Here is a 25,553-nt window from a genome sequence, read left to right as displayed (position 1 = left end):
GGACAAATTGCTGTTAATATACGTCTCCGGATTCGGGATAAGCAGAGCAACTAAATAAGGGAAAAATTTGAAATTACTCGGAGTGGTCTGTTTATTACTGTTGGTTTGGCTGATCGGATGGCTGCTTCCTCCAATGCACAAAGGTATGCCTGAACTGCTTCCGGCCGAACACTATTACCTCACCGATATCGATAATCCACAATTTGCTTTCAGGCAACAAGATCGCTCAAGCTGGCAACAACGCAATTTTAGAGGCATGCCATTAGAGCCTGAAAATCTGTGGATCCAGATGGACTTTACGTTCGACACTACACCCAGCCAGCCGCAAGGAATATTTGTCTCCATGTTAGGGGCATTTGACGCTTATTGGGATGGTCAATTGATCGGTCATAACGGCGTGGTTGGTAATGATAAACTAGCCGAAAAACCCGGATTAATTGATAAAGTGTTGTTACTTGATCGCCATCAGAGCGCAGCAGGTCGACATACTTTAAGCATGAAAGTGTCTACCTTCCATAATCCGGACGATCTGCACTTTGGCGGCTTCTGGGCGCTGGTCGGTGATTACGACTATTTACTGCAAATGAATTACAAACATGTCATGCCAGCAATGATGATGTCAGGGGCTTTATTGCTCGTCGGTTTGTACTGCTGGCTATTATATTTTTCCGCCTTGAAAGAAATGAGTTATTTATATTTTGGCAGTTTATGTTTTGCCGTATTACTACTCATTATTGCCGAGTCCTGGCGCGGGTTATGGGGTTATAGTTACGACTGGCATGTTCCCAGAATGCAAATTGTCTTAGCGTTATCCTGTGTCACATCTTTGCTATTAAGTTCGTTTTTTGCCTATTTTTTTACTCTATCAACTCGCGTTCGTTATGCTTGGCTAGCAACCGCTGTGCTAATTCAATTAGCGATTCTAGTGCTTTATCATGGCTATGATACCCGCAGTTTATATGTGTTTTTTGTCGGGATTAGCATTTCCGCGGCATTGTGCATTTACGCCGCACTACAAGGCCAGAAGCACTCATGGTTAATGCTGTCGGGACTAATTTTATTAGCCGCCCCGGTGTCTGTTAGCCAATTTGCTTATATGGATCAATATTTTTTTATCGCGTTCGCCATTTTAATTGGCTTAATGTTATTTTGGCTTAACCAGACAATGCGTAGTAAACAACAACAGTTACTTAAAAGCCAAATTTCCGCCAACCGTCTGGAACTGGAACTGGTTAAACGGCACCTACAACCCCATTTTATCATGAACACTCTCACTGCTATCGAAGAATGGATTGAAGACTCTCCGGCTGTCGCCATCAAATTTATTCAGGCGCTGGCGGAAGAATTCCGCTGTATGGCAGATTTAGCCTCTCACTCGATCATCGAGCTAAGACAAGAACTGGCTTTATGTGAAACACATTTAACCTTAATGGGCTATCGTACCAATACAGAGTTCGACTTAAACACTCAACAAATTTATGCCGATTCATTGATACCTCCCGGCGTAATACTGACACTGCTGGAAAATGCCATCTCGCATAACCATTACCAGCAAGGGCATTTTACCTTCGAACTCAAGCAAACCGTGGATCAGCAGCAAAACAATCTGGTTTTTAAAGCCCCTGTCATACCGGCCCCTCATAAACGCGCGATGAATACCGGTACCGGTAATAAATATATCGAAGCCAGACTAACCGAAAGTTATGGGCAGCAATGGAGCATGGATTCTGTCATTGACGACAATCAGTGGGTTGTAACGCTAAAACTGCCGCTGACTATGACGCAACATAGAGTGATGGCATGAAACAGGTAATTGTTGAAGATGAATATATGGTTGCCAAACGCCTTAAACGCTTTGTAGAACAAGCTTTTAACCATCAGTCCATCCAGTTGCAATTATTCGATACACTCGATGACGCCAGTGACTATTTGGCTTGTAACAGCATCGACTTGTTATTTCTGGATCTGAATTTACGCGGGCAAGACGGATTCAATTTGTTAAAACAGCAACTTGCGCAGAGTTTTCATACCATAGTGGTATCGGCTAATACCGACAGAGCCATTGAAGCCTTTGAAATAGGGATACTGGATTTTGTGGCCAAGCCCTTTACCCAACAACGAATTGAAAAGGCCATTTCCCGGCTCAAACACAAAGAGCAACAAGGTCAATGCCAATATCTGGCTTATAAACAATTAGGAAAGTTAGAACTGATGGCTGTCAATGACGTGCTATACATTCAGGCGGCCGGACATTATAGCGAGATCCACAGTAAAACAGGTAAAGTGATACTACATGATAAAAATTTGGATAAATTGCTGATGTTACTGCCAACAGATTTCCTGCGCGTCCATCGCTCTTATGTCGTACCGCTATCCTCGATTCAGTCTGTGTCAACTCAGCCGGGTAGTAAATACTGGCTGACTCTGGTCAATAATCAGGTGTTGCCCATAGGTCGAACCCGTTACCCGCAATTAAAACAACGACTTATAAACTAGTTAACCCCAACTCGGGATAAGAAATGTCGTTTATATTTACAAACGGTCAATAATTCAGATGGTTATATTATTCACTCAACCATTGTTGAATAAATAGTTTACTCAATGACGACTTGTTAGTTTGCCAATTAGTTTAGTTTGCAACTTCGATTTTTTTGATGTCATTTCCTTAAATAGCATTAATCTAGCCAGCATTAAATCATCAAACACAAAAACGCAAAAGATAATCATTTTCATTTGTAATCATATTTTATATACTTACCCAATAAAATCATTGGCATACAGATTATTTATATAAATTTCTCTGTCACCGCTATCACCAACTTGCAGATAAAAGTCACTATCCGGCACTGCAAACACGTAGTTTGTTTTTATGTTCAAACGTTTTACTGACAGTATGAGATGGCTCCACACTTGGGCTGGACTGGTTCTAGGCTGGTTACTATTTGCCGTCTTTTTGACCGGCACTCTGGCGTTTTTCCAGTTTGAAATTACCCGATGGATGCAGCCGGAATTATCCCATCCTGCAAACAGTGCTACCGCAATTGGCCAAGCACAGGCATACCTGACAAAACATGCTTCTGATTCACCGCGCTGGTCGATTGGCGTGCCAACCTCAAGAGAAAGTGTCACTACTTTATTCTGGCGTCCTGCTGACAATAGTGGCAGACGTTTCCAGCGAGCCACGTTGGATGGTACAGGTAATGAAGTATCGATCAGAGATACCCGGGGTGGGAATTTCTTATATCGCTTTCATTTTGATCTGCATTATATGCCCGTACTGTGGGCCCGCTGGTTGGTGGGTATTGCCGCCATGTGCATGTTAGTAGCCATTGTTACGGGAGTCGTAATCCATAAAAAAATCTTCAAGGATTTTTTTACTTTCAAGCCGGGCTCCGGCATGCGTAGCTGGCTGGACGCACACACTTTATCTTCGGTACTGGCTTTACCCTTTCACTTTATGATCACCTACACAGGTCTGGTAACCCTGATGCTGATGTACTTTATCTGGGCGATAAATCTTAGCCACGGCGATAGAAATCAACTTTTTAATTCTATTAATGCCGGGATCAGTCCACCCGAGGCAGCGGGCATTTCTGCACCGTTAGTAGATCTTCAGGCAATATTTGATGACGCGAGACACAGAGCACATGGTGCTGAGTTCAGCTTTATCAGTGTGATTAACCCCGGTGATAAAAACGGCGTAATGGAATTAACCGAAGCGCCTACTCGCTCACTAATATCAAGCTACCAAAAACTGGTGTATTCCACCGCCACTGGTGAGCTGTTATCAGACGAACCGGTGACATCTGCGGCAGAACAAACACGCCGAACTATGATCAACCTCCATGCCGGGCGATTTTCCGACTGGCCATTACGCTGGCTATATTTCATATCCGGCTTAGTTGGCACCGTTATGGTTGCCACTGGCCTGGTGTTATGGTCAAAAAAGCGTGCTAAGCAATATCAGCACGCCGGTCACAAGCTGGTTCACGCCCTCAATTTCGGGGCAATAATGGGGCTACCTTTTGCAATAGGTTGTTATTTTGTAGCTAACCGGCTGCTTGCTACCACAATGGACAACCGTGCAGAAATGGAAATCGATCTGTTTTTTGCCGGATGGCTACTGATGTTTGTTTTCGGTGTTGTTCGCAACCCATCCGCACATTGGCGTGACGGTGCGTTACTCACTGCTACGATGTATTTACTGCTTCCGGTGTTCAGCGTCCTTAGTGTCGGCAAACATATAGGTAACTACCGATTACCAGACGACAGTCCCTTGTTGTACATGGATATCGTTTTAATCATTAGCGGATTACTGTTTTACGCCATGGCCTGGCAGCAAGGCAAAAAGCACCAAAGATACCAAATGGAGCGCCAGCCAGCATGATTTCGCTCAATAGTATTCCCCTACATCCGTCCATCACTTTGATATGGCGACTGGCAATGGCGGTCGGCGGCGGCTTTATTCTGACGTCACTGTTTTGTGTGTGGCTGTCACAACAGCTTCATACAATATTGGGGGCACAAGTCACGTCGGTATTTATCTGGTGCTTGCTCAGTGGTTTTGCGCTGTATTGTGCACTGATTATGTGGCTGGTCGGGACGACTAAGTTGGGCAGAACCAGTGCCATAATCTGTTTAACCGGACTGATATTGTGGTTTTCGCTGACGCCAGTCGGAGTGCCAGCATGATTATATTGTCCTGGTTATCCGGAACTGCCGGTTTCTTTATATTGGCGCTGGCGATGCCACGAAATCGCAAAATTCTGTCATCTAAATTGCATTTTCCCTTTCAGGACAAGCTAGTACGTAACGCTGGCCTGACATTAGTTGGCCTTGACTTGTTGTTAATCTGCCAGCGCTATGCCATTGCCGAAGGTGTCGTTATCTGGTGCTACCAACTGACAGTATGCGCGCTGGTCGTAGCACTAACTCTGACATATCGACATAACAAGGCACCTCGATGAACCTTTTTAATCGTGAAGCAAAAAGGAACTTCACCAACAATTCCATTCAAGGATCGGTAACACTCAACTTTATTACACAGAGGATCAACATGAAGCTGAAACTTCTCCCGTTAAGCACCGCTATACTGCTTGCCATGCAATCTCAGGTAGCCCTGGCACAAAACCAAAACACCGATACGGACGAAAATGCCGAAGTATCCGGCACGGCCAAACAATCCGACAGCATGGAAACCATCACCGTAAGCGGAAAATACAGTGTTGGTCGCACTCTGGATACCGCAACAGGCTTGGGATTAACCCTGCAAGAAACCCCCCAGTCTGTCTCTATCCTCACCTATGAGCGTATGCAGGACCAAAGTATTACTACCATCCTGGAAGCGGTAAACAATGCAGTTGGTGTGTCATCAGAAGAAACCGATAACGTGCGTAATTCATTCTATTCACGCGGTTTTCGCGTAGACAGTTACCAAATTGACGGCGTACCCACCTCCTGGAGTCTGGGCGGAGACTCCGGTGAAACCGTCGCCGATACAGCCATTTATGAACGAATTGAATTTGTGCGCGGCGCGACAGGTTTACTTACTGGCGTTGGCGATCCGTCGGCTTCCATCAACCTGGTACGTAAACATGCCGACAGCAGGGAGCTTACCGGCTATGTTGATGTAGCAACAGGAAGCTGGAGTAAGCAACGTCTAACTGCCGATGTATCCACAGGATTGAATCAAGATGGTTCTGTTCGCGGCCGCTTTATCACCCGCATATTAAAAGGCGACTCGTTCGTTGACTTTTATGAAGATGATAAAAAAGTATTTTATGGCGTAATAGAGGGTGATATCTCCGATTCAACCACTATCAGCGCCGGTATCAGCTACCAGCACAGCGATCCCAAAGGCACCATTTGGGGCTCGATTCCAACATTCTTCTCCGATGGCACACACACGGACTGGGACATTTCCAAGACGACAGCCACCGACTGGAACCGCTGGGAAACCAAAAACACCAATTATTTTGCCAGCCTGGATCATAACTTTGATAACGGCTGGAAGCTGATTGCCAACTACAACAAAATTCAGTACGACAAAGACACCCGTTTGTTATATGTATACGGCTCGCTGGATAAAGAAACGGGCACCGGTCTCAACGCACAACGCTATCGCAGTGACGGAGCCTCCAGCCAGGACAGCTACGATATCCAGTTAAAAGGAGATTTTACCCTGTTCAACCAGTTGCACGATTTTGTTGTCGGTGCATTGTACAGTGATCAGGAAGCCGACACTTTCACCCAGTTACCTATTGGTGGCGATATGAGTGGAGGCTATGACCGGGTAGACGTTGGCAATTTTTATAATTGGCAAGGTCTGGAGCAACCTGAATGGGAAGATGAGCGTGTTCAATCCCAAAATATTGCTACCAAGCAACGTGGTTACTATGCAGCAACACGTTTATCCGCGACAGATAATCTGAAATTTATTCTGGGCGGACGTCTGGCTACCTGGGAACGTACAGGTTTTGACTGGAGCGGTAATGTTGACTTCGGTAATGACGATGAGTTCATTCCCTATGCGGGCGCCCTCTATGACATCACGCCCGAACATCGTGTATACGCAAGCTATACCGAAATTTTCAAGCCTCAAAACAGCCGCGATGCAAATGGCGACTTCCTTGAACCTTTGGTCGGTAAAAGCAGTGAAATAGGCCTGAAAAGCCGTTTTCTTGATGACCGTCTACACACTACCTTTGCCTTGTTTAGTATCAAGCAAGACAATTTGGCTCAACTGGATACCGACTTTGTTGGTACCCCTGACCAAATGTCGGCTTACTACGCAGCACAGGGAACCGAAAGTAAAGGCTTTGAGATTGAAATGGTAGGTCAGCCGGTTGAAGGCTGGAACCTGACGCTAGGTTACTCCCAGTTTGAAGCACAGGACGCTGATGACAACGACATCAATACCGACATTCCCACCAAGCAATTGAAGTTTTTTAGCACCTATCAGTTTGTTGACTCTATTCCTGAGCTAACAATAGGCGGTGGATTTAATTGGCAGAATGAGAGCTACTCGACAGGAACAAACCCGGCAGGTCAAGCCGATCGTTTCACCCAGGACGCCTACGTTCTGGCCAACCTGATGGCCCGTTATGCTTTCTCGGATGAGCTAAATGTACAACTGAATATCGCCAACCTGACAGATGAAGAATATTACACACAGGTAGGCCAGTTTAGTTCGTTCCGTTACGGTACACCGAGAAACTTTACTGTTAGCCTGAACTGGAAGTTCTGATAACCCATATCCTCAAGAGCCCTTTATCCAAGGGCTTTTTTTTGCTTAATTGCTACTGCGATCCCCCGCACCTGTTAAATAACCCGTTAATGACGTTGCGACATTGTTCAAAACTTGAGCAAAACCACAAGAATCTATACCTAATTCAGTTTCACCTACTTGTAATATTTCCAATTTGGCCCAAGCTCTATAAATGAAGAATAGAAAAAGTAGAGCAACAAGTAGTAACGTTAATTGAAAAAGGAAAACCTATGAAGATTAAACTTTCAGGTCACCATGTAGAAATCAGTGATAGCGTTAAAGAACATGTCGAACAGAAACTATCCAAGTTAGCCAGCCATTTCCCTTCACTCATCGCCATCGATGTATTTATCGCCAAAGAACACGGCCAATTTGAGGTTGAACTCGTTACCAATTATGAAGGCAGTCGATTAGCCACTTCAGGAAAAGATCAAGTGATGTACCCTGCCATCGCCAAAGCGGCCAAAAAACTGGATTCCGCACTGATGCACCGTAAAGGTCAATTAAAAGATGATTTACATAAAAAGCCGGTAGCGACGGCGCCGGAAATTGCCGCTGAAATGATTCAGGGCATGGATTTAAGCTAATCCGCGTTTATTTTGATTAAAACGGGCTCTTTCGAGCCCGTTTTTTTACCCATTGATCTAGGATGCGTCAAACTTGAACAAAACTCATACAGCAAAGATCAACACACCCTAGTCCCTGTTGCTGACAAATTTCGCGTAGGAATCCCACAATTCCCCCATAAAGAATTGGCCGAATTTCGTATAGGCAGATAATTTGTGTTTGAGGTTATCAGCGTTACTAACATTCATCGACGCCACCAATTTAGTCAGTTCTTTAATACCAAGAGTTAATATTCCCGCCCCCACCACAGGAGCAGACGCATCTTTTCCTAAATGCAAGGTGGTAAACAGGGTGGTGGTATCTGTCCATAGATCAAAGCCAGGATCGTCTTTGATATTTTTCCTGCCAGCCAGATAATAACTCTGCCCCGCCACAGTAAACCCCAATTCATACACCATGATTTTGAGATCCGGATCCTCTGTGGGTGAAAACAAATTAAAACGCCCCGAGTAGGTAGGCAGCCCTATCCCTAATGGTGCAAAATCAATACAGCCGTGGATCTCGCCTTGATGATCGGGATCCGCCACAAAGCCATCCAGATCGCGGATGAAAATAGATGCATGCATCGCCAGTTCAGTCTTGTCTATCTTGCCTTTTTCCGCGCCTTTGTCAGGTTCTGTCGCACCTAACGAAAAATTGCCTGACATGGTTTCCCTGAAGTTGATGCCCAGCGTCTGGCTTTCGCGCATTTGGGTGGCTTCAGGTTCAAACGCAACGCCTTCGCTGGGTAATTCAGTCAAATAGCTTTTACCATCTTGATAGCCCATGCTGATCAAGGTCGTGGTATCGATATGACCCAGATAAAGATCCGGATCGAGTGGCAAGGCAAACTCAGGTTTAATCACGTGCAGTCGTATTGGCTGCCGTTGACCATACAAACTCTGACCCGCAGCGATGCCTTTATTAATCTCCTTGATCCGGTCAAACTCCTCAAACAGCCCACCATTGGCACTTAACTCAATCATGTGCACATATTGGTTAAAAGCGCCGCGGTGATAATCGGGAATATTCCCAATACACCAAATTAACCAGATTTCTTCTGCGCCACGTTTGACCGCTTCCATCAGATTGGCATCTTTAATCCACACCGAATCCATATACAGTTGATTATCGACCTGTACCGGTGGCATAAATAGCGGCAGTGAAATCCCCGCCACCAGTAAATCCAGCGTTAACTTGTCCTGACTGATCGCCTGATTGGTTTTACGGCTGTAATTACATACGTTAAAGGTACCGGCTAATCCCTGCGCCTGATTAATTTTGCTGATATCAATACCCAAATGTGGAAATACCTTGTCGACAATGCCGTCGGCATCGCCCATAGCGAGCATATCCAGTGCATTCAGATACTCCTGCAATGGCATCAGCGAGACAAAATCCCCCACACTCAACGTACGCCAGCGATCACACATTTCATCCGGCGATAATCCGGACAACAACATGGCCAGATTAATGGTGCCACCCGAGGTGCCGTCTGCATGCTCAAAACCCAATCCGGCTTCGTGCAACGCCTTAAGTACACCGGCCTGATAAGCCACGCGCATCCCTCCACCGGCTATCACTAATGAACGTTTGGGAGCGGAACTATTATCAGCGGTAGACAAATAAGTATTCATCATGGATTTGCCGTTATCTAATCTTATGCCAGTAGTAAAGGATCAGTATTCCCGAAGCCAGATCGAATAGCGCCACCGCCCAGGCAATACTGGCAAACACGCCATTCATCACCCCTAATCCCACTGCCGCAAAGGCACCTAATTTCTGCAGGCCGGACCAGAATACCGCGACAGGGTGATGCTGATGACTAAACAACGCATGTAACATCAATCCACCAAATAACAGCATAAACATCCCGACTATGGCGAAAGAATGTAAATTGGCGGCGCTCTGCTCACCGCTGATAATATCCAGAATAAAAGCAGGTTTTAGCATCTGCACCAACCCACTGATGACAGTTGCCACCGCAATTAAGGCCAATAACCAATACAACCCGTTTTTATTTTTTGTGTTGTCCATTGAATTATCCCTACTTGTTAAAATGCCCTACTTGTCAATGACATCCAGCAACGCGCCCTTGCTAAAAAAGTAGCGCATCATGGTCAACCACATCAGGCTCATCAACACCCAGCGTATGTCGTTATAAAACATCCAGTTCTTTAACATTGCAGCTAATTGCTCGGCCCCCACAGTGCCGGTAGCGATCTCCTTGTTAATTGGAATAATCAGCTGTTGCCCTACATAACTGGCGGCAATCAGGCATAGCAGGGCAAAAATGGCGGTCCAGCGCTGTTTACTGTGCCATTCACGCCAAATTAAAATCCCATTGGTCAAAAACATCAGCGGGACCACAATCCAGAAAAAATCGGTGGCCGCGCTAGTAGGATTAATAAAATGATCTTGCACCGAATCTATCGTCATCACTGCCCAACTGGGATACCAGAAAAAATGCAGCGCCCATAGCACCCCCACATAAACTGTCACGCCAAACATCAAATAGCCGTGATTAACGACGAGCAATATCTTTTTCATATTATCTATCCTCCGGTACAGGTGCCCGTGGTGGCTCCAGCCAGGTTTCATCCAAGCCTAAGTCCACTACCGATTCCAACCCTTGGGGTACCTGCTGCGGCTTTTGCGCATAAGATAAAAACCAGCTTTCAAAATGATCATCCAGAGTGCCACCAATTGAGGGCAAATACACCGTTGCAATCGCTTTGTCGCCTATCTCCAGAGTGTGTAAAACTTGTGCTCGGGGATGGTCACCAATCACAAACCTGGCCTTGGCGGCGCCAAATAATGACAAACCCACCTTGCCTTTAAAATGAATATAGGATTTCATCAACATACCTCGAAAGGCGCAGTAATTGGGCGCGCTCAATTGCATTGACCATTTGGTATGGCTCGGTTTGTTGATTTCAAAATAGGTGACCAGCTTGCCATCCAGATCATACTGGCTGCTGATCTTGTCCTCGCCAATATTAAAATCCAGATTGGCCTTGTGTTTGGGCATGCCCCAAATCCCCTTACCACCTTTGACCGAAATATCGCTGGAAACCGGTAAGTCAATCACATACTGGCCGGTACCATAATGTTGCATTAGCAGTGCAGGCAATAATCGCGGGGCAGATTTAAGGCCGTGAGTACAGGCAATAGCGATGCTGTACTCAATATATTTGCCAATATTGGTTTCGCGATAATCAATGACGGTGATCACCAATAATGCCTTGTTCCACAGGCGAAATGGATGCACTTCGAATGGCATCAACGCCTTGGCCTTGTCGGCATTGATCGGGAATACAGCCATAATCGCCGGTGAATTCTGGCAAGCAACTGGCAGTTGAAAAGGAATACCATCGACCAATGCGTGGCGTCCTTCAAGTTGCTTGATCCGTTTCGGAATTGCCATTGTCTTATCCTCTTTAGATAACCGATAAAGCGCAAGTTTCGCTTATGGTTTGGATCTAATACGGCTTATCCAGTTCTTCTATAATCTGCGGAAACACATCGCGCGCGGCGTCTTTACCCATAAAAATATCCAGATGACCGTAGCCTTCTATCAACCTCAGTGAGTGGTAGTCTTGACGAATGTCATTAAAATAATGGTAGCTGTCTATCTGGCTGGAAGGCAGAAAACAAATATTGTCTTTACCGGCAAAAAACGCCCAGCGGGCTTCCGTTTTGGGTGGCTGAGCGGCAAAATCTTCCGGCAGTTCCGGCTTGCCTTCCACGGCCAGCATATTTCCCTTGCTGATGCTGCGGATAATCTGGCTAAAAAAACGTAGCGGCACCGCCGCAAATTCATATTGTAACCAGTCCTGAGTTTGCTGATTAAGGTTGTCATAATTCCACAAGGTCGGGTGGCCGGTACCATAAGTAAAACTGACGTGCTTGGACACCAGATTACCCCGCTCCCAATGAGTTAACTTAACCAGAAAATTAATTAATTTGGCCTGCCATGTAGGTGCATTAAGCCCCCACTGCGGATTAAGGTATTGAGTAATGAGCTTGACCGGCGGTATGGCAATTTTCAATTTAAGCCGGGAAATGGTCGGTACCCGCGGATGCAAAGACACCGCATTGGTCACAATGGTTTTCACTTGTGGCACCAGTCCTGCAATGGCCGACATGGTAAAACTGGTGGAGCCCTGACAATGAATAATCGCCTTGATATTCTGCTCACCGGTTTGCTCTACAACTTTTTTTACCGCTTGAGGATGATCATAAAGCGCTGCCTGATCAAGCGTCCAAAGATGCGGGGGAAAATCAATGCTGGCGCGCCAGTTTTCCAACCAGACATCATAACCATGGGCGATAAGTGCTTCGACAATGGTTTCTTGCACCGGGGCACGAAAAATATTGGCACGCACTCCGGCGCCGTGCACCAAGATCACCGGACCTTTACTGGGTGCTTTATCACCGCGTATATGGATTAAATTGAGTTCAAGCCCATCCCCGGCAGTAAAGGGAACGACCTGTTCAATATAATTTCTGACCGGCGACGGATCGGGTTGGCTAACTGAATTGTTGTTCATTGTATTATTTGTTGAATTGTCAACTTACAGAATAGACTATTTTTTAGACAACCACTGTTAACCCATCACTAATATCCAAAGCACCTCAAGGTCGTCAAAACGCTTTACCGTTCACTATAGCGGCCTCTAATGTTCCGGTTCTGTCTGACCATCATCAATCGCACCTTCGGCACGCATTACCGGGTACCCCATATTCATCCAGCCAAATATTCCTTCATATAGCACGGCAGTTTTGTCGTAGCCCAAGTCATTTAATTGCTCGACTACGTATTCAGCTGCCGCTCTGGGGCAGGAACAATAAGCCACAATTTGCACGTCTTTGGGCAAGTCGGTAACTTTATCCTCCAGCTCACTGTAATAAGGAAACGGGATAGAACCTTCAATATGTGCGCGCTGCCATACCGAAGTGACCCGCGTGTCCAGCAATATCATTTTTTTGTGCGCCTCAAGTGCGGCAAATAAATCTTCAGACGAGACGTATTTACCTTCGCTTAAATTAAAATCCGGATCGGTATTTTTCGGGTTGATTACATACTCATCAGGCGTGGGCAACGCATGCAATACCGGCTTTTCCATCGTCCAGCCACTGGCCTTACTGCGAATAAAGGCAGTCACATTATCAATATCCGCCTCGGACAGCTTGCCCTCAAACGCCACCATGGGAGTACCTTGCCGGCCCTTCTCAATTGCATAACGGATAAACTCATCTTTGTTGTGCGCTAAAGCAGACTGGTTTCCCAAAGCCGGAGCCGTCACACCTTCACCGTTTTTACCATGACAACTGGCACAGTTTTGCTGATAGACCACTTCGCCCCGCTGAATATCGCCTTGCACCGGATTTTCAGTCAGTTTTACCCGCTCGGCACCCGATTGCCAGAATAACCAGTAAGTGAGATCCCACACTTCATCCAGTGTCATCGGGCCACCTACTTCGTCTAGGTAGCCGCCCATTGCCGTGCCCTGCCGACCGTAAGAAAGCGGACGCAAAATAGAATGAGGCACACCAGATTCAAATAAGCTCTTGCTGCGCAACGACGGCGCGTGATCATTCACATGCCCCTGACGATCTTCTCCGTGGCACAAGGTGCAATATTTTTGATAATTGGCCGCTGCATTGGCAGCTTGTTCAGCAGTCAGCTCCCGTGGCGGATCCTGTTTTTCGTATATGTGTTCAGCTATTGCCCAACCACTAAACAGATAGCAACTAATGGTTAAACCAAACAATCTGATTACTTTGCCCATGCTCGAATTCCTTTTTATTTTGCCGACAAACATTAACAATAAAGAGCCAATAGCACACCAAATAAGTTGATAATCCAGACTGTTTTTCGCCCCATTCAATTACTCAACTCAAAACTGTCTTCAATCCTGTAGAATAGCGGAAAAAGGGTGCCGTGCGGTTAACCCGTTACATGCATTCAGGTGGTTTATGTCATTTACATCTTTTAATTTACACTCGGCATTACTGCAAGCTTTGTCTGATAAAGGCTATCAGCAACCCACTCCCGTTCAGCGGCAAGCCATTCCGCTCATTTTGCAACAACAGGATGTGATGGCACGGGCGCAAACCGGCACCGGCAAAACCGCCGCTTTTGCCTTACCCATTCTGGACAGGCTGCTCAATTCGCCAGTCCAATCAACCGAGTTGCGCGCATTGGTGCTAACCCCCACTCGCGAACTCGCCCAGCAAGTGCAGCAAAGTTTTGTGGCTTACGCCCGGCACAGCAGCGTAAAAAGTGCCATTGCTTATGGCGGTGTTAGCCTGAATCCACAAATAGAAGCACTCAAGGCAGGTGCCGATATTCTGGTTGCCACCCCGGGGCGACTGTTGGACCTAATGGAAAAAGGCGTGGTCCAACTGGATAAATTGGCTTTTCTGGTTCTGGATGAAGCCGACCGTATGCTGGATATGGGCTTTATCAACGATATTAATCGCATTATGCGCAAGGTGCCCGCCCAGCGCCAAACCCTGCTATTTTCTGCCACCTTTGATAACAATTTATTGGCGCTAAGCAACAAGCTGCTTAATGATCCTAAACGTATTGAGATCGATGCGCAAAACACCGCCGCCAGCCAGGTGGAGCAGATCATCTACAATGTGGATGCTGATCGCAAACGCGAGTTAATTTCTTACCTGATTGGTTCAAAAAACTGGCAACAGGTACTGATTTTTACCCGTACTAAAATCGCCGCCGATGCGCTGGCCAAAGAAATGTGCAAAGACGGAGTCAAAACCCAGTCCATTCATGGTGATAAATCCCAGGGTGCCCGTGAAAAAGCCTTAGCCGATTTCAAATCGGGGAAAGTTCGCGCCCTGACGGCCACCGATGTAGCCGCACGAGGGCTGGATATTAGCGAACTGAAATACGTGATCAACTATGAACTGCCCTATATTGCCGAAGACTATATCCACCGAATTGGCCGCACCGGCCGCGCAGGCAGCAGTGGCACCGCTATTTCATTGTTAAGTGTGGGTGAAGAATGGCTGTTGGAAGAAATTGAAACCCTGCTAAATACACGCCTGCCACAACAATGGCTGGCTGGTTACGAACCCGACGCAAGCAAAACAACTAAAGGCAAACGACCCGACAGCAAAGCCGCCCTGAAAAACCGCATGAAAAAGCAACTTGGATTAAAAAATGGCAGCGCTAAATCCAAACAGCGCAAGCGCAGATAGTTTTGAAGACACTAATAAGTAACTGGAATATCCACCACTCAATATGACAGGCAGCTCGGTGCCAAAAGCGGATTTTCAATTTAGATTGGTTTGAGTATCATTAAGCTCTTTCAAAAATCTCACCGAGGTTGCAACTCTAACATCGGAAAGAGAATGTAAGGCAAGCCAATTTATTGTTGATGGGCTTTTTTCATAAACGGTATCTAAAAACTTCAACATAGGCTGTAAATCAAGCCAGTATAAGCTTGCTGTAATATGATGCTTATCGAAAAGCTCAAGTGTACTTTTCAGGTTTAAAATAAAATCATTAAGTTCTTTCTTGCAGGGTTGGATTTTAAAGTCCTTCTCTTTGCTGCTCTCCAGTAGAAGTTTCTTAGCAAATGCATCTTTATCGTGATGGTAAAATAGTTGCTCAAAAGTACATTCCTCCCCTGACCCTAGCAATATCCGAGTCTCTAGGATTCGGCGATATCTAGAGTGCAACCTATCCAGTGTCCCCAGCAATAGAGGCGTCAAGGCTTCGTGCCACTGCTGCTCAGACGCTCTTAACGATTGTTGCTTAGATTCGTATATACTTCTTATGATTAGTAGGACACTTAGCAGTGCAAGTGGGGCACTAAATGCAGTAGCAAAATCTGCCCAGTCCTTTTGTGCACTGCTCAGAGTAAAATCATGAAACTTGTACAGAAACAGACCAGCATACACGCCAAATACCACCAAACAAATGACGGTAAGAATATTGATAAGTTTATTATTAGACCGGCGACTATCTTTTGCCATGATACTCAAATTATATTCGGTAGATATTTAAATCCTCCCAGATGCTTATAATCTGGTCAATGGCACACGGTAATAGATTATCAAGAAGATAACCTACAGCAACAGAAAGTTTATTTATTTTATGACTATGCCAATGACTGCTATTCGCTCAAAGCAACCTTTTCATTCATTTTTAATCAACATGTGACAACCCTTTATGCACCCAATTTCCACCCAGCATTGCGACTTGATGCAGTATTACCTAAAAGGTAATAAATTCATTAAGCATAACAATAAAAACCATCAAGACTGAAAGTATCTGAGTGATATGGGAGCGGGATGATATCTCTGTTCTCCCATCAACCTACAATTTTCAGGTGCGAGATGTGTTATTTGATTTAGATGCCGCAACGGCAATCAATGCCTTTTCTGATATAGGCGCTATCCAGTTCAATCCTGATCATCAAGATTGCTGGTCAGTGACTATTACCGTTAATAATATAGAGCCTTGTGGTGCTGTGCTTTGCGATTTCTGGCAAGGCGATTGTTATAATGTTGAGCTAAGGGAGTATAACCCATGACTATTGCAGCGTTTGTTACCCAATCAGAAACAACAATGCGTTCTGATTCTCTTGACCGGCCACATCCTGGCGAAGTATTTACTCGACGTTGTTTAAGCAAAACATCCCTTAAACAAGACGAAGTGGCTAAGCGTGTTGGTATTTCGACTAAACACTTATCACGCTTTATCAATGGTCATGTCCATGTCGGTGTTGAGCTAGCACGTAAATTAGAGGCCTGTACCAATATCAGCGCGGGTGCCTGGCTGCATTACCAAACTCAATATGATCTATACACAACCGTTAAGTTGGAAGCCGCCCCTTCATTAATGACAGCGTAATTTGTAATCATGATCACCCGCTAAAAACAAGCGGGAATGACGTACCAGCGTTTTGGTTTTAACCCGCGACATTAACTTTTAGCCGCTAAATCATCAGTCTCGAATGGCAAAACAGGGATATTTTGTAGAGATGCGTGCCTTGAATGGGCGAAATCGGAATAGCAAAGCACTGCTTTGCAGATTGAGCCGGAAATCAAGGATGATTTCTGTGGTCTTTGGTTTGGAGCAGGATGCGAGAAAACCAAAGTTACCTCGCGCCGGTTCAAGAATTAGCCTGTCGATTTAGCGGTGCTTTTCAAATGCTAATTGGCAAACTTTTCTCGATCCTTTTCAGTAGCGCTTTCATTACATTCACCTTTTATTTGTGCACTGGTGCGATCCACATATTCATCCAGTTGCATATAACCTTCGCGGCAGTAGCCGCTGCTGGCCAGTTTCAGTAGCAATTTCTCGGTCATTACTTCCAGCATATTGTCACGCAAATTGTTGCCGCGTGAACCACGCATACCACCAGGCATCCCCATATTCGTATCGCCACCACGATTTCGGCCCCGGTTTTGCCCGCCCGGTGCGCTGTTTTCACGCATCATACCGCCAACGTCCCGATTGGTTCTGTCGCGCTGGCCTTGTTGTAATTCAAATGACACACCATAGGTAAACATTTTGCTGCCATCGTCCTTGATATGGGTGACAAATGCCTCTTTATTAGTAGATTTTTCCAGCGGATTACCGGCGCAACCGGCCAATAAAAGGATCCCCAAAAAATAATAAAACGTGTTGTTAATTAGCATGGCAGCTCCCTGATTGAGTCCTATCAGACGTATAATCATACTTTGAGTTCCATTGGATTACCTTAGCGTATTTAACAGATACACTTGCTATCTGCAGTTTTAACCCAAGATCAGATAATCATGCCTTTAATTATGGTAAACCGGAGCTTCAACCATGCAACAACTTAAAATTGATATTGTCTCTGATGTATCTTGCCCCTGGTGCATTATCGGTTATCAGGGCTTGCAGTTAGCACTGGAAGAATTACAAGACAGTATCCAGGCCGAGATTGAATGGCATCCCTTTGAACTTAATCCGACTATGCCCGCCGAAGGACAGGATATAGTTGAGCATATTACCGAGAAATACGGCATTAGTGTCGAGCAAAGCGAACAAAACCGCGAAGCGATTAAACAACGGGGCTTAACCGTTGGTTACGAATTTGGACATCGTGGCGGCGGCAGAATCTACAATACCTTTGATGCGCACCGGCTATTAGACTGGGCCAAACAGCACAGCAAACAAACCGAGCTCAAACTGGCGTTGTTCGACTTGTATTTTAAACAAGGTGGTAATCCCAGCGACCATGCCCAGTTGCTGGAAACGGTTGAAAGCGTTGGCCTACCCGTTGATGAAGCAAAAGCGATTCTCGGTTCTGACGATTACACACAGCAGGTTCGTCAGCAGCAACAGCAATATCAACAAATGGGCATATCCTCGGTACCGGCCTTTATTATCAATAACAAATACCTGCTCAGCGGTGGACAACCACCAGCATCCTTTAAACAAGCCTTGCAGGATATCGCGGCTAAGACATAGCTGATTAAGCACTTCCCCTCTGTGGAGCTCCAATTATAAAGCCAGTGCTATTATAGAAGATGTAATCGATGTTCCATCGACCAGACAGGTAAGGAAACAGCGTGGAAAAACAATGGCTAAGGATCCGTTACTTTCTGATAATGGGTAAGTACTTGGGGTTCGTCTGTGCAACTCTCGGTATGTTAACGCTGTTGGGATATGCGACAGGCTTTGACTGTCTTTATCGTCCACTAACAGATGGCCCTGCTACCCATCCATTAACAGCCTTAGTCAGCATATTGCTTGGCATGAGTATTGGCCTTTACGCAAGGCATCCACAACGTCCTTTATTTTATTTACTGCCTGTTACCTGCGCGGTTATCAGCCTGACAAATATATTCGATACACTGACAGGGCTAGATATAACAGCCTACATTACGCCCTTTCACTCAACGGTTTTAGCGGAAATCCAATCCGGTCAGGATAACATTATGGGGCTGAATACTGCCTGTATGTTACTGACTTTATCATTATCAATTTTGCTAGGTAGTCGCAAACGGATTTACGCATCACAAGTCGTTGCCTTTGCAGCACTCGCTTTTCCAACAATTTCGATTACCGGCTATGTCTACGGAATAGAAACATTTTACGGTCAAATGTCATTGTTTACGACCGGCTACGGACTATTTCTTTCAATCGGGGCTCTATCCCTGAACGCCAATGTTGGTGGGGTAAGAGCGTTGCTGTCGCCCTATATCGGCGGAGAAATTGCCCGTATTCAGATTGTGTTAGGCTATATCGTTCCCTTTCTACTCGGCTATGTCTTTGTTCAGACGCTGATAAATAAACAGAGTTTGGATATTTTCGGTATTTTTGTGGTTGCCATTTGCTGGTTCATTATCCTGCTTGTCACTTTCAGTGCCATCATGCAGGAAAAAACCGATAGAGTACGACGCAAAATCGAGCGAGAGCAAAGTTATGCTGCGGCGCATGACGCATTGACCGGGCTGCCTAATCGGCGCAAATTCACCGAAGCCAGCGAACATGATTTACTGCGCGCCGCCAGAAGCAGCCTGGAAACATGGCTATTGATGATTGACCTGGATCATTTTAAGCGAATTAATGACTTGGGCGGTCACCAGGCAGGAGATAGAGTACTGGTTGCTGTCGCCAATATTCTTGAGAATAGCATTAGGATAACTGATCGACTGTGTCGTCTCGGCGGTGAAGAGTTTGCAATTTTACTGACAGATACTGATAGCAACGGTGCCAGCAGGGTATCCGAGGCCATTAGACATAGTATTCAATGGGCGGAGATAAAGGGTTATACCGATATCCATGGTCCGATCACCACCTCGATTGGGATGGCTTACGCTCTACCCGGCGATACCCTTGAAGCACTTATGACCAAAGCGGATAGAGCATTATATGCGGCTAAAAACCAAGGTCGAAACAGGGTAGTGTGTAGTCAGGAATGATACTCAACCAGCGACAACTTCACTCACGACGCCGCAATCCAGGCTGCTAATACAACCGGCAACATCGTTATCCCGAACTCAGGTTAAATAATATATTGCCAGGTCTTGCATACCTAGAACTATTAGGTGTATTGTATTTATACATAATACTTCTAGGTATAAATTTGGATCTAATATGAACCTTTCAAAAGATCTGATGGCAGCATCCTCAACCCCTTTGGTATTGGGGATTATTGCCGAAGGCGAAACGTACGGTTATGAAATTGTAAAGCGGGTTGAAGAGCTCTCCGGTGGTGTATTGAGCTGGACGGATGGCATGATGTATCCCCTGCTCCACCGGCTAGAAAAGCAAGGTTACTTACAAGCCAACTGGCATATTGCCGAGACGGGTCGTAAACGCAAATACTATGCAATCACCCCGTCTGGTCGGCAGTTTCTAACCGTGCAACAGCAACAATGGCAAGTCATTAACCAGACACTAAATCGTGTTTGGGACGAAATGAAAGATTTTAACCAGTGGAGTAACAATGATGGATTCCAGCCTGCCTGATAGCGACAATCCAGTGTTCGATCTCGAGTTGCAAATTCAACAATGGAAGCATTATCTGACTCAGCATTCTGCCATTGTCGAAGACGATTTATTTGAGCTGGAAGACCATTTACGTGGACAGATCGACGACCTTAAAGCTGCAAAACTCAGTGAGGATGAAGCCTTTCTCGTCGCGACCAAACGCATTGGCAATCTGAACGCGATTTCCCGCGAGTATGCCGAGGTTCATTCCGGCAGATTATGGAGTAACCTAATCAAACCAGTCTCGTCCAGTCAGCCTTCAAGCCGCTACGATTTCGTTAAAGTAATATTACTGGCGATAGGTGCCGCAATCAGTGTCAAAGTACCGGTTTTATTCGGGTTTGGCTTTGATGAAGATGCTACTGCCTGGTTTTTTCTGCACAATATCAGCCTGTTCTTTTTGCCGTTCATCGGAAGTTATTTTATCGACAAACGTCAGCTAGGCATGGGAGGCTATAAATTATTGTTGGCGGTGATTGTCCTCTGCACGCTGATCATGAATCTCTATCCTTTTGATCCACAAGGCTCCACCAACATACTGGCGATAGTGCATTTACCTCTGATTATCTGGTTTGTAGTGGGCGTGCTCTATACGGGTGACGGGTGGAGTTCTGATGCACGCAGAATGGATTTTGTCCGCTTTAGCGGTGAGTACGCCATTTATTTTGTCTTGATAGCTTTTGGCGGCGGTTTGCTGACTGCGTTTACGCTGGGTATGTTCCACTTTATCGGTTTTGATATCGAGTGGCTGGTCCAACAATGGATTGTGCCTTGTGGTGCAATCGGTGCTACCGTCATCGTGGCCTGGCTGGTTGAAGCCAAACAGGCTGCTATCGAGAATATGGCACCTGTGTTGACCCGGGTATTTACCCCATTATTTACGGTAACGCTGGTGGTATTCCTGATCACTATACTGGTCAGCGGCAACGCCTTTGATATGCAAAGAGACGTACTCATTGGTCTGGATTTGATGCTGGTACTGGTGCTGGGGTTGGTGCTGTATGCCGTTTCTTCACGTGATGCCATGACGCCCGTCGGCCTATTCGACTGGCTGCAATTATTGCTGGTTGGCACAGCATTATTGGTGGATTTATTCGCATTGCAGGCCATTGCCGGACGAATTTTCGACATGGGGATTACCCCCAATCGCGTCGCAGCACTGGGCGAAAATCTGCTGTTACTGGTCAGTTTATGTGGCTATGCCTGGCATTATATTCGTTTTGTTAAACGCCAAACCGGCTTTGCCGCGCTGGAGCGCTGGCAAACCGGTTATATTCCCTGTTATGTGGTCTGGGCTGCGATTGTAGTGGTGGTTTTCCCGCTGATATTTGGCTTTGGTTAAAACATTAAAAATAGGTGGTGTGATTAAACTTTTTATCTTCCTGGCTCGACTGAATAGAGAACCATAGCAAATATAGGAAAATAAACATGCACCAACTGATTAAAATAGCCGCCCTTGTCTTGTTATCCGCTACTGTTGCAAAGGCGGCCACCGCGCCCGCCAAGACCCAATATGGCGAATACAAAGTCAGAATATTTAACCATTGCCAACTGGTCAGCGAGCACAAGATGACGGAACCACAAATCGAAGTTTACCAGCGTCTGATGCAGCATGAACAGGCAATGCATAAAATTGAACAGCCGATCAAGGCGATTGAACCACAAATGGATAAATTGACTGATCAGATCCAGCATGTTTCTAAGCAGGCTATTCAGGAAACCGACGACAGCCTGCAAATCAACAAAAAATATCTCAAACAACAGCAAGCATTAGCTCAGCAGATTGAACAACTGGTGGCACAACATCGGGCTGATTTTGATGCACTGCAACAACAGGGCGATAAAATTTCCGCCGTCGCAGATGAGTTTGAACAACAAATCAAGTCGCTCACTGAAGGCGTCGAACATGACAATATTCAGATTGTCACGCCCGAGAAAGCGACGACACCCTACCGTTGCTACAGCAGTTTATAACCGCGATTTACAGGATTAGATGATCAACACAGGCGGAGTTTTATTCCGCCTGACATGTCCTTAGCCAGCCATAATTTAGCTCCTGTTATTCCTGACTAATTTCTGGTTCTACCAGATTAGCCAGATACAACAGTGACTCCTGCCAACCCAGATAACACATTTCCACCGGGATCATGTCGGGAATACCGGATTGTTCAACCATCAACTCGGTACCGCACAGCACTTCTTTAAACTCGATGGTAACCATCATTTCTCCTGGCAAATTAGGATCATCAAACACATCGTTGTAGCGCAACTTTTTGCCTGGTTCAATTTCAAAGTACTCACCCCCAAAACTGTGGCTATGGCCGGTGGTAAAATTGCGAAATGACATTTTAAAAGTGCCACCTACTTTGGCATCCAGATGTTCGATAGTACAAGTGAAACCATGGGGAGGTAACCAGCGTGTCAGCGCATCGGGCTCGACAAAGGCGCGAAATACTTTTTCCGGCTTGGCTTTTAGCACTCGGTGTAATGTAACAGTATTTGGGGTTGTCATTATTTTGTCCTCAATTTTTTGTGAACAGGGTTTGTAAATATCGTCTCAGATGCTGCAGGGATTCAAGAACGACGTGCGAGTCTTGTTTGGCCTTGGCAAAAATAAAGGTGCCTTGTATGAGCGACTGAATAAAATAACCAACACCTTCAGCACTCCATGCTGCGGCTGGGGCATACAACGTTTTGGCTTGTTCCAGATCAGGAATTAACGTGGCAATATGAGCGGTTAAGGCCTTATCACAAGCTTCGCGAATTGCCGGATGAGTATGGTAGGTTTCCTGTACTAGCGTGCCGAGCAAACAGGTAAATTCAGGGATGTCGCCCTTTATCATCTCTATACGCAAATCCACATAGCCCAACAAACGCTCGACCGGATCGGTAGCACGATGGTAATCCGCATTGGCAAACAACTCGTCGGTTGAATCGTTCCAGTATTCCACCGCACTGAGCACCAGAACTTCCTTGTTTTTAAAATGATGAAAAAAACTGCCTTTGGTCACACCAGCACGGGCACAAATTTCATCCACCGTTGTCGCAGCATGGCCTTTTTCACGAAAAAGTTGCAAAGCCACTTCCAGCAAAGTCATTTTGGAAGACTGGCGGGGAACGTGCATCGGGTTAGCCATATTCAGCTCGCCTGCTCTTCAGCCAGCTCGGCCGATTGCTGCCGTGTATGAGCTGATTTTTCGACATACATCATTATAAAAGCCAACGAGCCCAGAATCAGAAAACCCAGAATAAGCGGGTTTAACGTGCCGTCATACAATTGACCAATAATGGTACCTAATACAATACCAATAATGGACGATGTCGCGCCAACAATAGCCGATGCCAAACCGGCGATATGCCCCATAGGTTCCAGCGCAATCGCGTTGAGATTGCCAAACATGATGCCGAAACAAAACAGGATCACCACACCATACACAAAGAACAAAGCAAAAGGCGGACTCATAAAACAGCTGTAAATAAATAGTGCGATAGAGGCGGTAACGATGGTTGCAGCACCGGTTAAACACAAACGACGCATCCCCAAACGCTCTACCAGGTGAGAATTGGTAAAAGACGCCACTCCGAAGGCTAACGCCTGCAAACCAAAATACACAGCAAATAAATCACCTACAGCATATTTGCCCTGAAAAATTTGTTGGATAGAATTGAGATCGCCGATCAATGCACCAAAGATAAAGCCGATAGCCAGGGTGTAACACAAGGTGGTTTTATTGGTTAATACCGTCATCGTTCCTTTAACAATGTTACTTATTTTAAAGGGTACGGTGTTTTCAGGGCGCAAGGTTTCTTCAAGTCGCCAGAATGCCCAGGTTGCAACACAGATGGCATAGAAAATATATACCGCAAAAATACCTTTCCAGTTAGCCACAAACAAAATCAGCTGCCCCAATGCGGGCGCTAAAATGGGCACCATCATAAACACCATCATTACCAGTGACATAATCCGTGCCATCGCTGTACCACTGTATTTATCTCGTACAATCGACATCACCGACAGATAAGGTCCGGCAACGCCCAGGCCTTGTATAAAGCGGCCAACCAGCATGGTTTCGATACCATCAGCGCTGATGCAAATCACACTGCCCAACAGGTACAAGCTCAGCCCGATAAACAGGACTTTTTTGCGGCCCAGCGCATCTGATAACGGCCCACTGATCAGTTGCCCCAAGGCTAGCCCGATAAAAATAGCACTGATAACATACTGCGCCTGATTGGGGTGTGAAACCTGCAAATCCCGACCAATAATACCCAGAGCAGGTAACAAGGCATCAATAGAAATCGCCACCACCGACATCAATATGGCCATGAGTGCGATAAATTCCTTGTGCCCCATAATGCTTACCTGTTTTGGCATAGTACTAGACCTCTACTATTGTGCTAAAACCGCCGTAGGTCATACGTTTGCAGTCAAACGGCATATTTTCCGGATCACAACCTTCGCTTATCTCCGGATCCGCATAGACTTTGGCATTAACCTCATCCCGATGCTCGCGAGATTTATACACAACGTAGGCAAATACCATCAGTTCTCCTTCCTTCGGTTTGAACTGCTGGGGGAATGTCATGCAAAAACCTTTGTCTTGCATATCATCCTGAACGCACTCTTTATATTCCAGCGCCCCATGCTTTTTCCAAACTTTGGCAGCCTTGCCGGCCATTGCTTTATATTCGTCGATTCTGTCGGCAGACACCGCCAGCACAAATCCGTCTACATAGCTCATATCAATCTCCTACACTCATTAATTACCCAACAGTTTAGCCAGTTTTGAACAAACCATACCAACTGGTATGGTTAAAACATACTAATTAGTATGGTGGTTGTCAAAGTTTTATTTTTTAATTGTCCAGTGATAAATGTTTTGTAACTTACATGGAAGTAAAATACTTAATAAATTCAACTATCTAGTTGTAAGTCAAAGCCATAATTTGACTTTCCGCCAGTCCCACATAAGATTGATGAGCGGATATTTGAGTTCTTTAGGGCGTGTTGATCTTTGGTGTGTGTTTTTGCAGCAGTTTGTAGGTATTTATACAAGGCAGAGCGAGTGTGGTGTAGTTATTCTACATGAATGAGCGATAACGCTGTAGAAATGCGCTACAAACACTGCCCCCACGGTTTTAAAGAAAGGGGTTCAACCCAACACCTTCTGC

At 45.7% G+C, this 25,553-nt stretch carries 28 protein-coding genes; 15 read left to right on the top strand and 13 right to left on the bottom strand.

Annotated features, from left to right (window positions below; all coding sequences use genetic code 11):
• The first annotated feature begins 67 nt into the window (after window positions 1-67).
• Window positions 68-1,804, top strand: a complete 1,737-nt coding sequence (locus V1467_RS06120; protein ID WP_416307914.1) for a histidine kinase — start codon at window positions 68-70, stop codon at window positions 1,802-1,804.
• Entirely contained in the window at window positions 1,801-2,496 is a 696-nt protein-coding gene (locus tag V1467_RS06115; protein ID WP_416307913.1) for a LytR/AlgR family response regulator transcription factor, read from the top strand. Before V1467_RS06120 ends, V1467_RS06115 begins: the two co-directional genes overlap by 4 nt.
• Before the next feature lie 258 nt (window positions 2,497-2,754).
• Here V1467_RS06115 and V1467_RS06110 read toward each other — a convergent pair whose 3' ends face one another.
• Complete coding sequence (locus V1467_RS06110; RefSeq protein ID WP_416307912.1) at window positions 2,755-2,877, bottom strand: hypothetical protein; 123 nt, start codon at window positions 2,875-2,877, stop codon at window positions 2,755-2,757.
• On the opposite strand from V1467_RS06110, the gene V1467_RS06105 reads away from it, so the two are divergent.
• The 5 genes from V1467_RS06105 (at window position 2,870) to hpf (ending at window position 7,854) form a co-directional block, all read left to right on the top strand.
• The gene (locus V1467_RS06105) at window positions 2,870-4,387 is read left to right on the top strand and encodes a PepSY-associated TM helix domain-containing protein (protein ID WP_416307911.1); all 1,518 of its coding nucleotides are present in this window, start codon (window positions 2,870-2,872) and stop codon (window positions 4,385-4,387) included. The genes V1467_RS06110 and V1467_RS06105 overlap by 8 nt on opposite strands.
• The gene (locus V1467_RS06100) at window positions 4,384-4,692 is read left to right on the top strand and encodes a hypothetical protein (RefSeq protein WP_416307910.1); all 309 of its coding nucleotides are present in this window, start codon (window positions 4,384-4,386) and stop codon (window positions 4,690-4,692) included. The genes V1467_RS06105 and V1467_RS06100 overlap by 4 nt, the downstream gene beginning before the upstream one ends.
• Window positions 4,689-4,967 carry a DUF3325 family protein gene (locus tag V1467_RS06095; RefSeq protein ID WP_416307909.1) on the top strand — a complete coding sequence of 93 codons (279 nt, stop codon included), beginning with the start codon at window positions 4,689-4,691 and terminating at the stop codon, window positions 4,965-4,967. Before V1467_RS06100 ends, V1467_RS06095 begins: the two co-directional genes overlap by 4 nt.
• Window positions 4,968-5,056: 89 nt before the next feature.
• Entirely contained in the window at window positions 5,057-7,246 is a 2,190-nt protein-coding gene (locus V1467_RS06090; protein ID WP_416307908.1) for a TonB-dependent siderophore receptor, read from the top strand.
• A gap of 251 nt (window positions 7,247-7,497) precedes the next feature.
• Complete coding sequence (gene hpf / locus V1467_RS06085) at window positions 7,498-7,854, top strand: ribosome hibernation-promoting factor, HPF/YfiA family (protein ID WP_416307907.1); 357 nt, start codon at window positions 7,498-7,500, stop codon at window positions 7,852-7,854.
• Window positions 7,855-7,962: 108 nt separating this feature from the next.
• On the opposite strand, the gene V1467_RS06080 is transcribed toward hpf, so the two are convergent.
• The 6 genes from V1467_RS06080 to V1467_RS06055 form a co-directional block, all read right to left on the bottom strand.
• Window positions 7,963-9,513: a patatin-like phospholipase family protein gene (locus V1467_RS06080; RefSeq protein ID WP_416307906.1), complete on the bottom strand. Its 1,551-nt coding sequence runs from the start codon at window positions 9,511-9,513 to the stop codon at window positions 7,963-7,965.
• Between the two features lie 10 nt (window positions 9,514-9,523).
• Window positions 9,524-9,910 carry a hypothetical protein gene (locus V1467_RS06075; protein ID WP_416307905.1) on the bottom strand — a complete coding sequence of 129 codons (387 nt, stop codon included), beginning with the start codon at window positions 9,908-9,910 and terminating at the stop codon, window positions 9,524-9,526.
• Between the two features lie 27 nt (window positions 9,911-9,937).
• Window positions 9,938-10,423, bottom strand: coding sequence for a hypothetical protein (locus V1467_RS06070; RefSeq protein ID WP_416307904.1), 486 nt, complete (start codon window positions 10,421-10,423; stop codon window positions 9,938-9,940).
• Between the two features lies 1 nt (window position 10,424).
• Entirely contained in the window at window positions 10,425-11,300 is an 876-nt protein-coding gene (locus V1467_RS06065) for an acetoacetate decarboxylase family protein (protein ID WP_416307903.1), read from the bottom strand.
• A 55-nt stretch (window positions 11,301-11,355) separates the two neighbouring features.
• The gene (locus V1467_RS06060) at window positions 11,356-12,426 is read right to left on the bottom strand and encodes an alpha/beta fold hydrolase (protein WP_416307902.1); all 1,071 of its coding nucleotides are present in this window, start codon (window positions 12,424-12,426) and stop codon (window positions 11,356-11,358) included.
• A 126-nt stretch (window positions 12,427-12,552) separates the two neighbouring features.
• Window positions 12,553-13,668 carry a c-type cytochrome gene (locus tag V1467_RS06055; protein WP_416307901.1) on the bottom strand — a complete coding sequence of 372 codons (1,116 nt, stop codon included), beginning with the start codon at window positions 13,666-13,668 and terminating at the stop codon, window positions 12,553-12,555.
• 187 nt (window positions 13,669-13,855) lie between these two features.
• Between V1467_RS06055 and V1467_RS06050 the strand changes: the two genes are divergently transcribed.
• Complete coding sequence (locus V1467_RS06050; RefSeq protein ID WP_416307900.1) at window positions 13,856-15,103, top strand: DEAD/DEAH box helicase; 1,248 nt, start codon at window positions 13,856-13,858, stop codon at window positions 15,101-15,103.
• Window positions 15,104-15,178: 75 nt separating this feature from the next.
• Here the strand turns inward: V1467_RS06050 and V1467_RS06045 are convergent, their stop codons facing one another.
• A complete protein-coding gene (locus tag V1467_RS06045) occupies window positions 15,179-15,883 on the bottom strand; it encodes a hypothetical protein (RefSeq protein ID WP_416307899.1) in 705 nt (234 codons plus the stop codon).
• A gap of 365 nt (window positions 15,884-16,248) precedes the next feature.
• Between V1467_RS06045 and V1467_RS06040 the strand changes: the two genes are divergently transcribed.
• Window positions 16,249-16,443 (top strand): hypothetical protein, encoded by a 195-nt coding sequence (locus V1467_RS06040; RefSeq protein ID WP_416307898.1) that lies wholly within the window; start codon window positions 16,249-16,251, stop codon window positions 16,441-16,443.
• A complete protein-coding gene (locus V1467_RS06035) occupies window positions 16,440-16,763 on the top strand; it encodes a HigA family addiction module antitoxin (protein WP_416307897.1) in 324 nt (107 codons plus the stop codon). The genes V1467_RS06040 and V1467_RS06035 overlap by 4 nt, the downstream gene beginning before the upstream one ends.
• 302 nt (window positions 16,764-17,065) lie before the next feature.
• Here V1467_RS06035 and V1467_RS06030 read toward each other — a convergent pair whose 3' ends face one another.
• Window positions 17,066-17,593 (bottom strand): hypothetical protein, encoded by a 528-nt coding sequence (locus V1467_RS06030; protein ID WP_416307896.1) that lies wholly within the window; start codon window positions 17,591-17,593, stop codon window positions 17,066-17,068.
• Window positions 17,594-17,708: 115 nt separating this feature from the next.
• On the opposite strand from V1467_RS06030, the gene V1467_RS06025 reads away from it, so the two are divergent.
• The 5 genes from V1467_RS06025 to V1467_RS06005 all read left to right on the top strand — a co-directional run bounded on the left by V1467_RS06025 (window position 17,709) and on the right by V1467_RS06005 (window position 22,355).
• A complete protein-coding gene (locus V1467_RS06025; protein WP_416307895.1) occupies window positions 17,709-18,353 on the top strand; it encodes a DsbA family oxidoreductase in 645 nt (214 codons plus the stop codon).
• A gap of 101 nt (window positions 18,354-18,454) precedes the next feature.
• Window positions 18,455-19,810, top strand: a complete 1,356-nt coding sequence (locus tag V1467_RS06020; RefSeq protein WP_416307894.1) for a GGDEF domain-containing protein — start codon at window positions 18,455-18,457, stop codon at window positions 19,808-19,810.
• A 175-nt stretch (window positions 19,811-19,985) separates the two neighbouring features.
• On the top strand, window positions 19,986-20,360 hold the full coding sequence (locus V1467_RS06015) for a PadR family transcriptional regulator (RefSeq protein ID WP_416307893.1): 375 nt from the start codon (window positions 19,986-19,988) through the stop codon (window positions 20,358-20,360).
• On the top strand, window positions 20,338-21,723 hold the full coding sequence (locus V1467_RS06010; RefSeq protein ID WP_416307892.1) for a permease prefix domain 1-containing protein: 1,386 nt from the start codon (window positions 20,338-20,340) through the stop codon (window positions 21,721-21,723). The genes V1467_RS06015 and V1467_RS06010 overlap by 23 nt, the downstream gene beginning before the upstream one ends.
• 86 nt (window positions 21,724-21,809) lie before the next feature.
• Window positions 21,810-22,355 (top strand): hypothetical protein, encoded by a 546-nt coding sequence (locus V1467_RS06005; protein ID WP_416307891.1) that lies wholly within the window; start codon window positions 21,810-21,812, stop codon window positions 22,353-22,355.
• Window positions 22,356-22,440: 85 nt separating this feature from the next.
• On the opposite strand, the gene V1467_RS06000 is transcribed toward V1467_RS06005, so the two are convergent.
• The 4 genes from V1467_RS06000 to V1467_RS05985 are packed head-to-tail and all read right to left on the bottom strand — an operon-like array spanning window position 22,441 to window position 25,123.
• The gene (locus tag V1467_RS06000) at window positions 22,441-22,893 is read right to left on the bottom strand and encodes an SRPBCC family protein (protein ID WP_416307890.1); all 453 of its coding nucleotides are present in this window, start codon (window positions 22,891-22,893) and stop codon (window positions 22,441-22,443) included.
• A 10-nt stretch (window positions 22,894-22,903) separates the two neighbouring features.
• Window positions 22,904-23,518, bottom strand: coding sequence for a TetR/AcrR family transcriptional regulator (locus V1467_RS05995; protein WP_416307889.1), 615 nt, complete (start codon window positions 23,516-23,518; stop codon window positions 22,904-22,906).
• A 2-nt stretch (window positions 23,519-23,520) separates the two neighbouring features.
• The gene (locus V1467_RS05990) at window positions 23,521-24,756 is read right to left on the bottom strand and encodes a multidrug effflux MFS transporter (protein ID WP_416307888.1); all 1,236 of its coding nucleotides are present in this window, start codon (window positions 24,754-24,756) and stop codon (window positions 23,521-23,523) included.
• Between the two features lie 4 nt (window positions 24,757-24,760).
• Complete coding sequence (locus tag V1467_RS05985; RefSeq protein ID WP_416307887.1) at window positions 24,761-25,123, bottom strand: DUF1428 domain-containing protein; 363 nt, start codon at window positions 25,121-25,123, stop codon at window positions 24,761-24,763.
• Window positions 25,124-25,553: the final 430 nt, after the last annotated feature.

This window comes from Neptunicella plasticusilytica (genome assembly GCF_047922965.1).
GTDB lineage: Bacteria > Pseudomonadota > Gammaproteobacteria > Enterobacterales > Alteromonadaceae > Neptunicella > Neptunicella plasticusilytica.
This window is presented reverse-complemented; position numbering and strand designations above follow the sequence as displayed.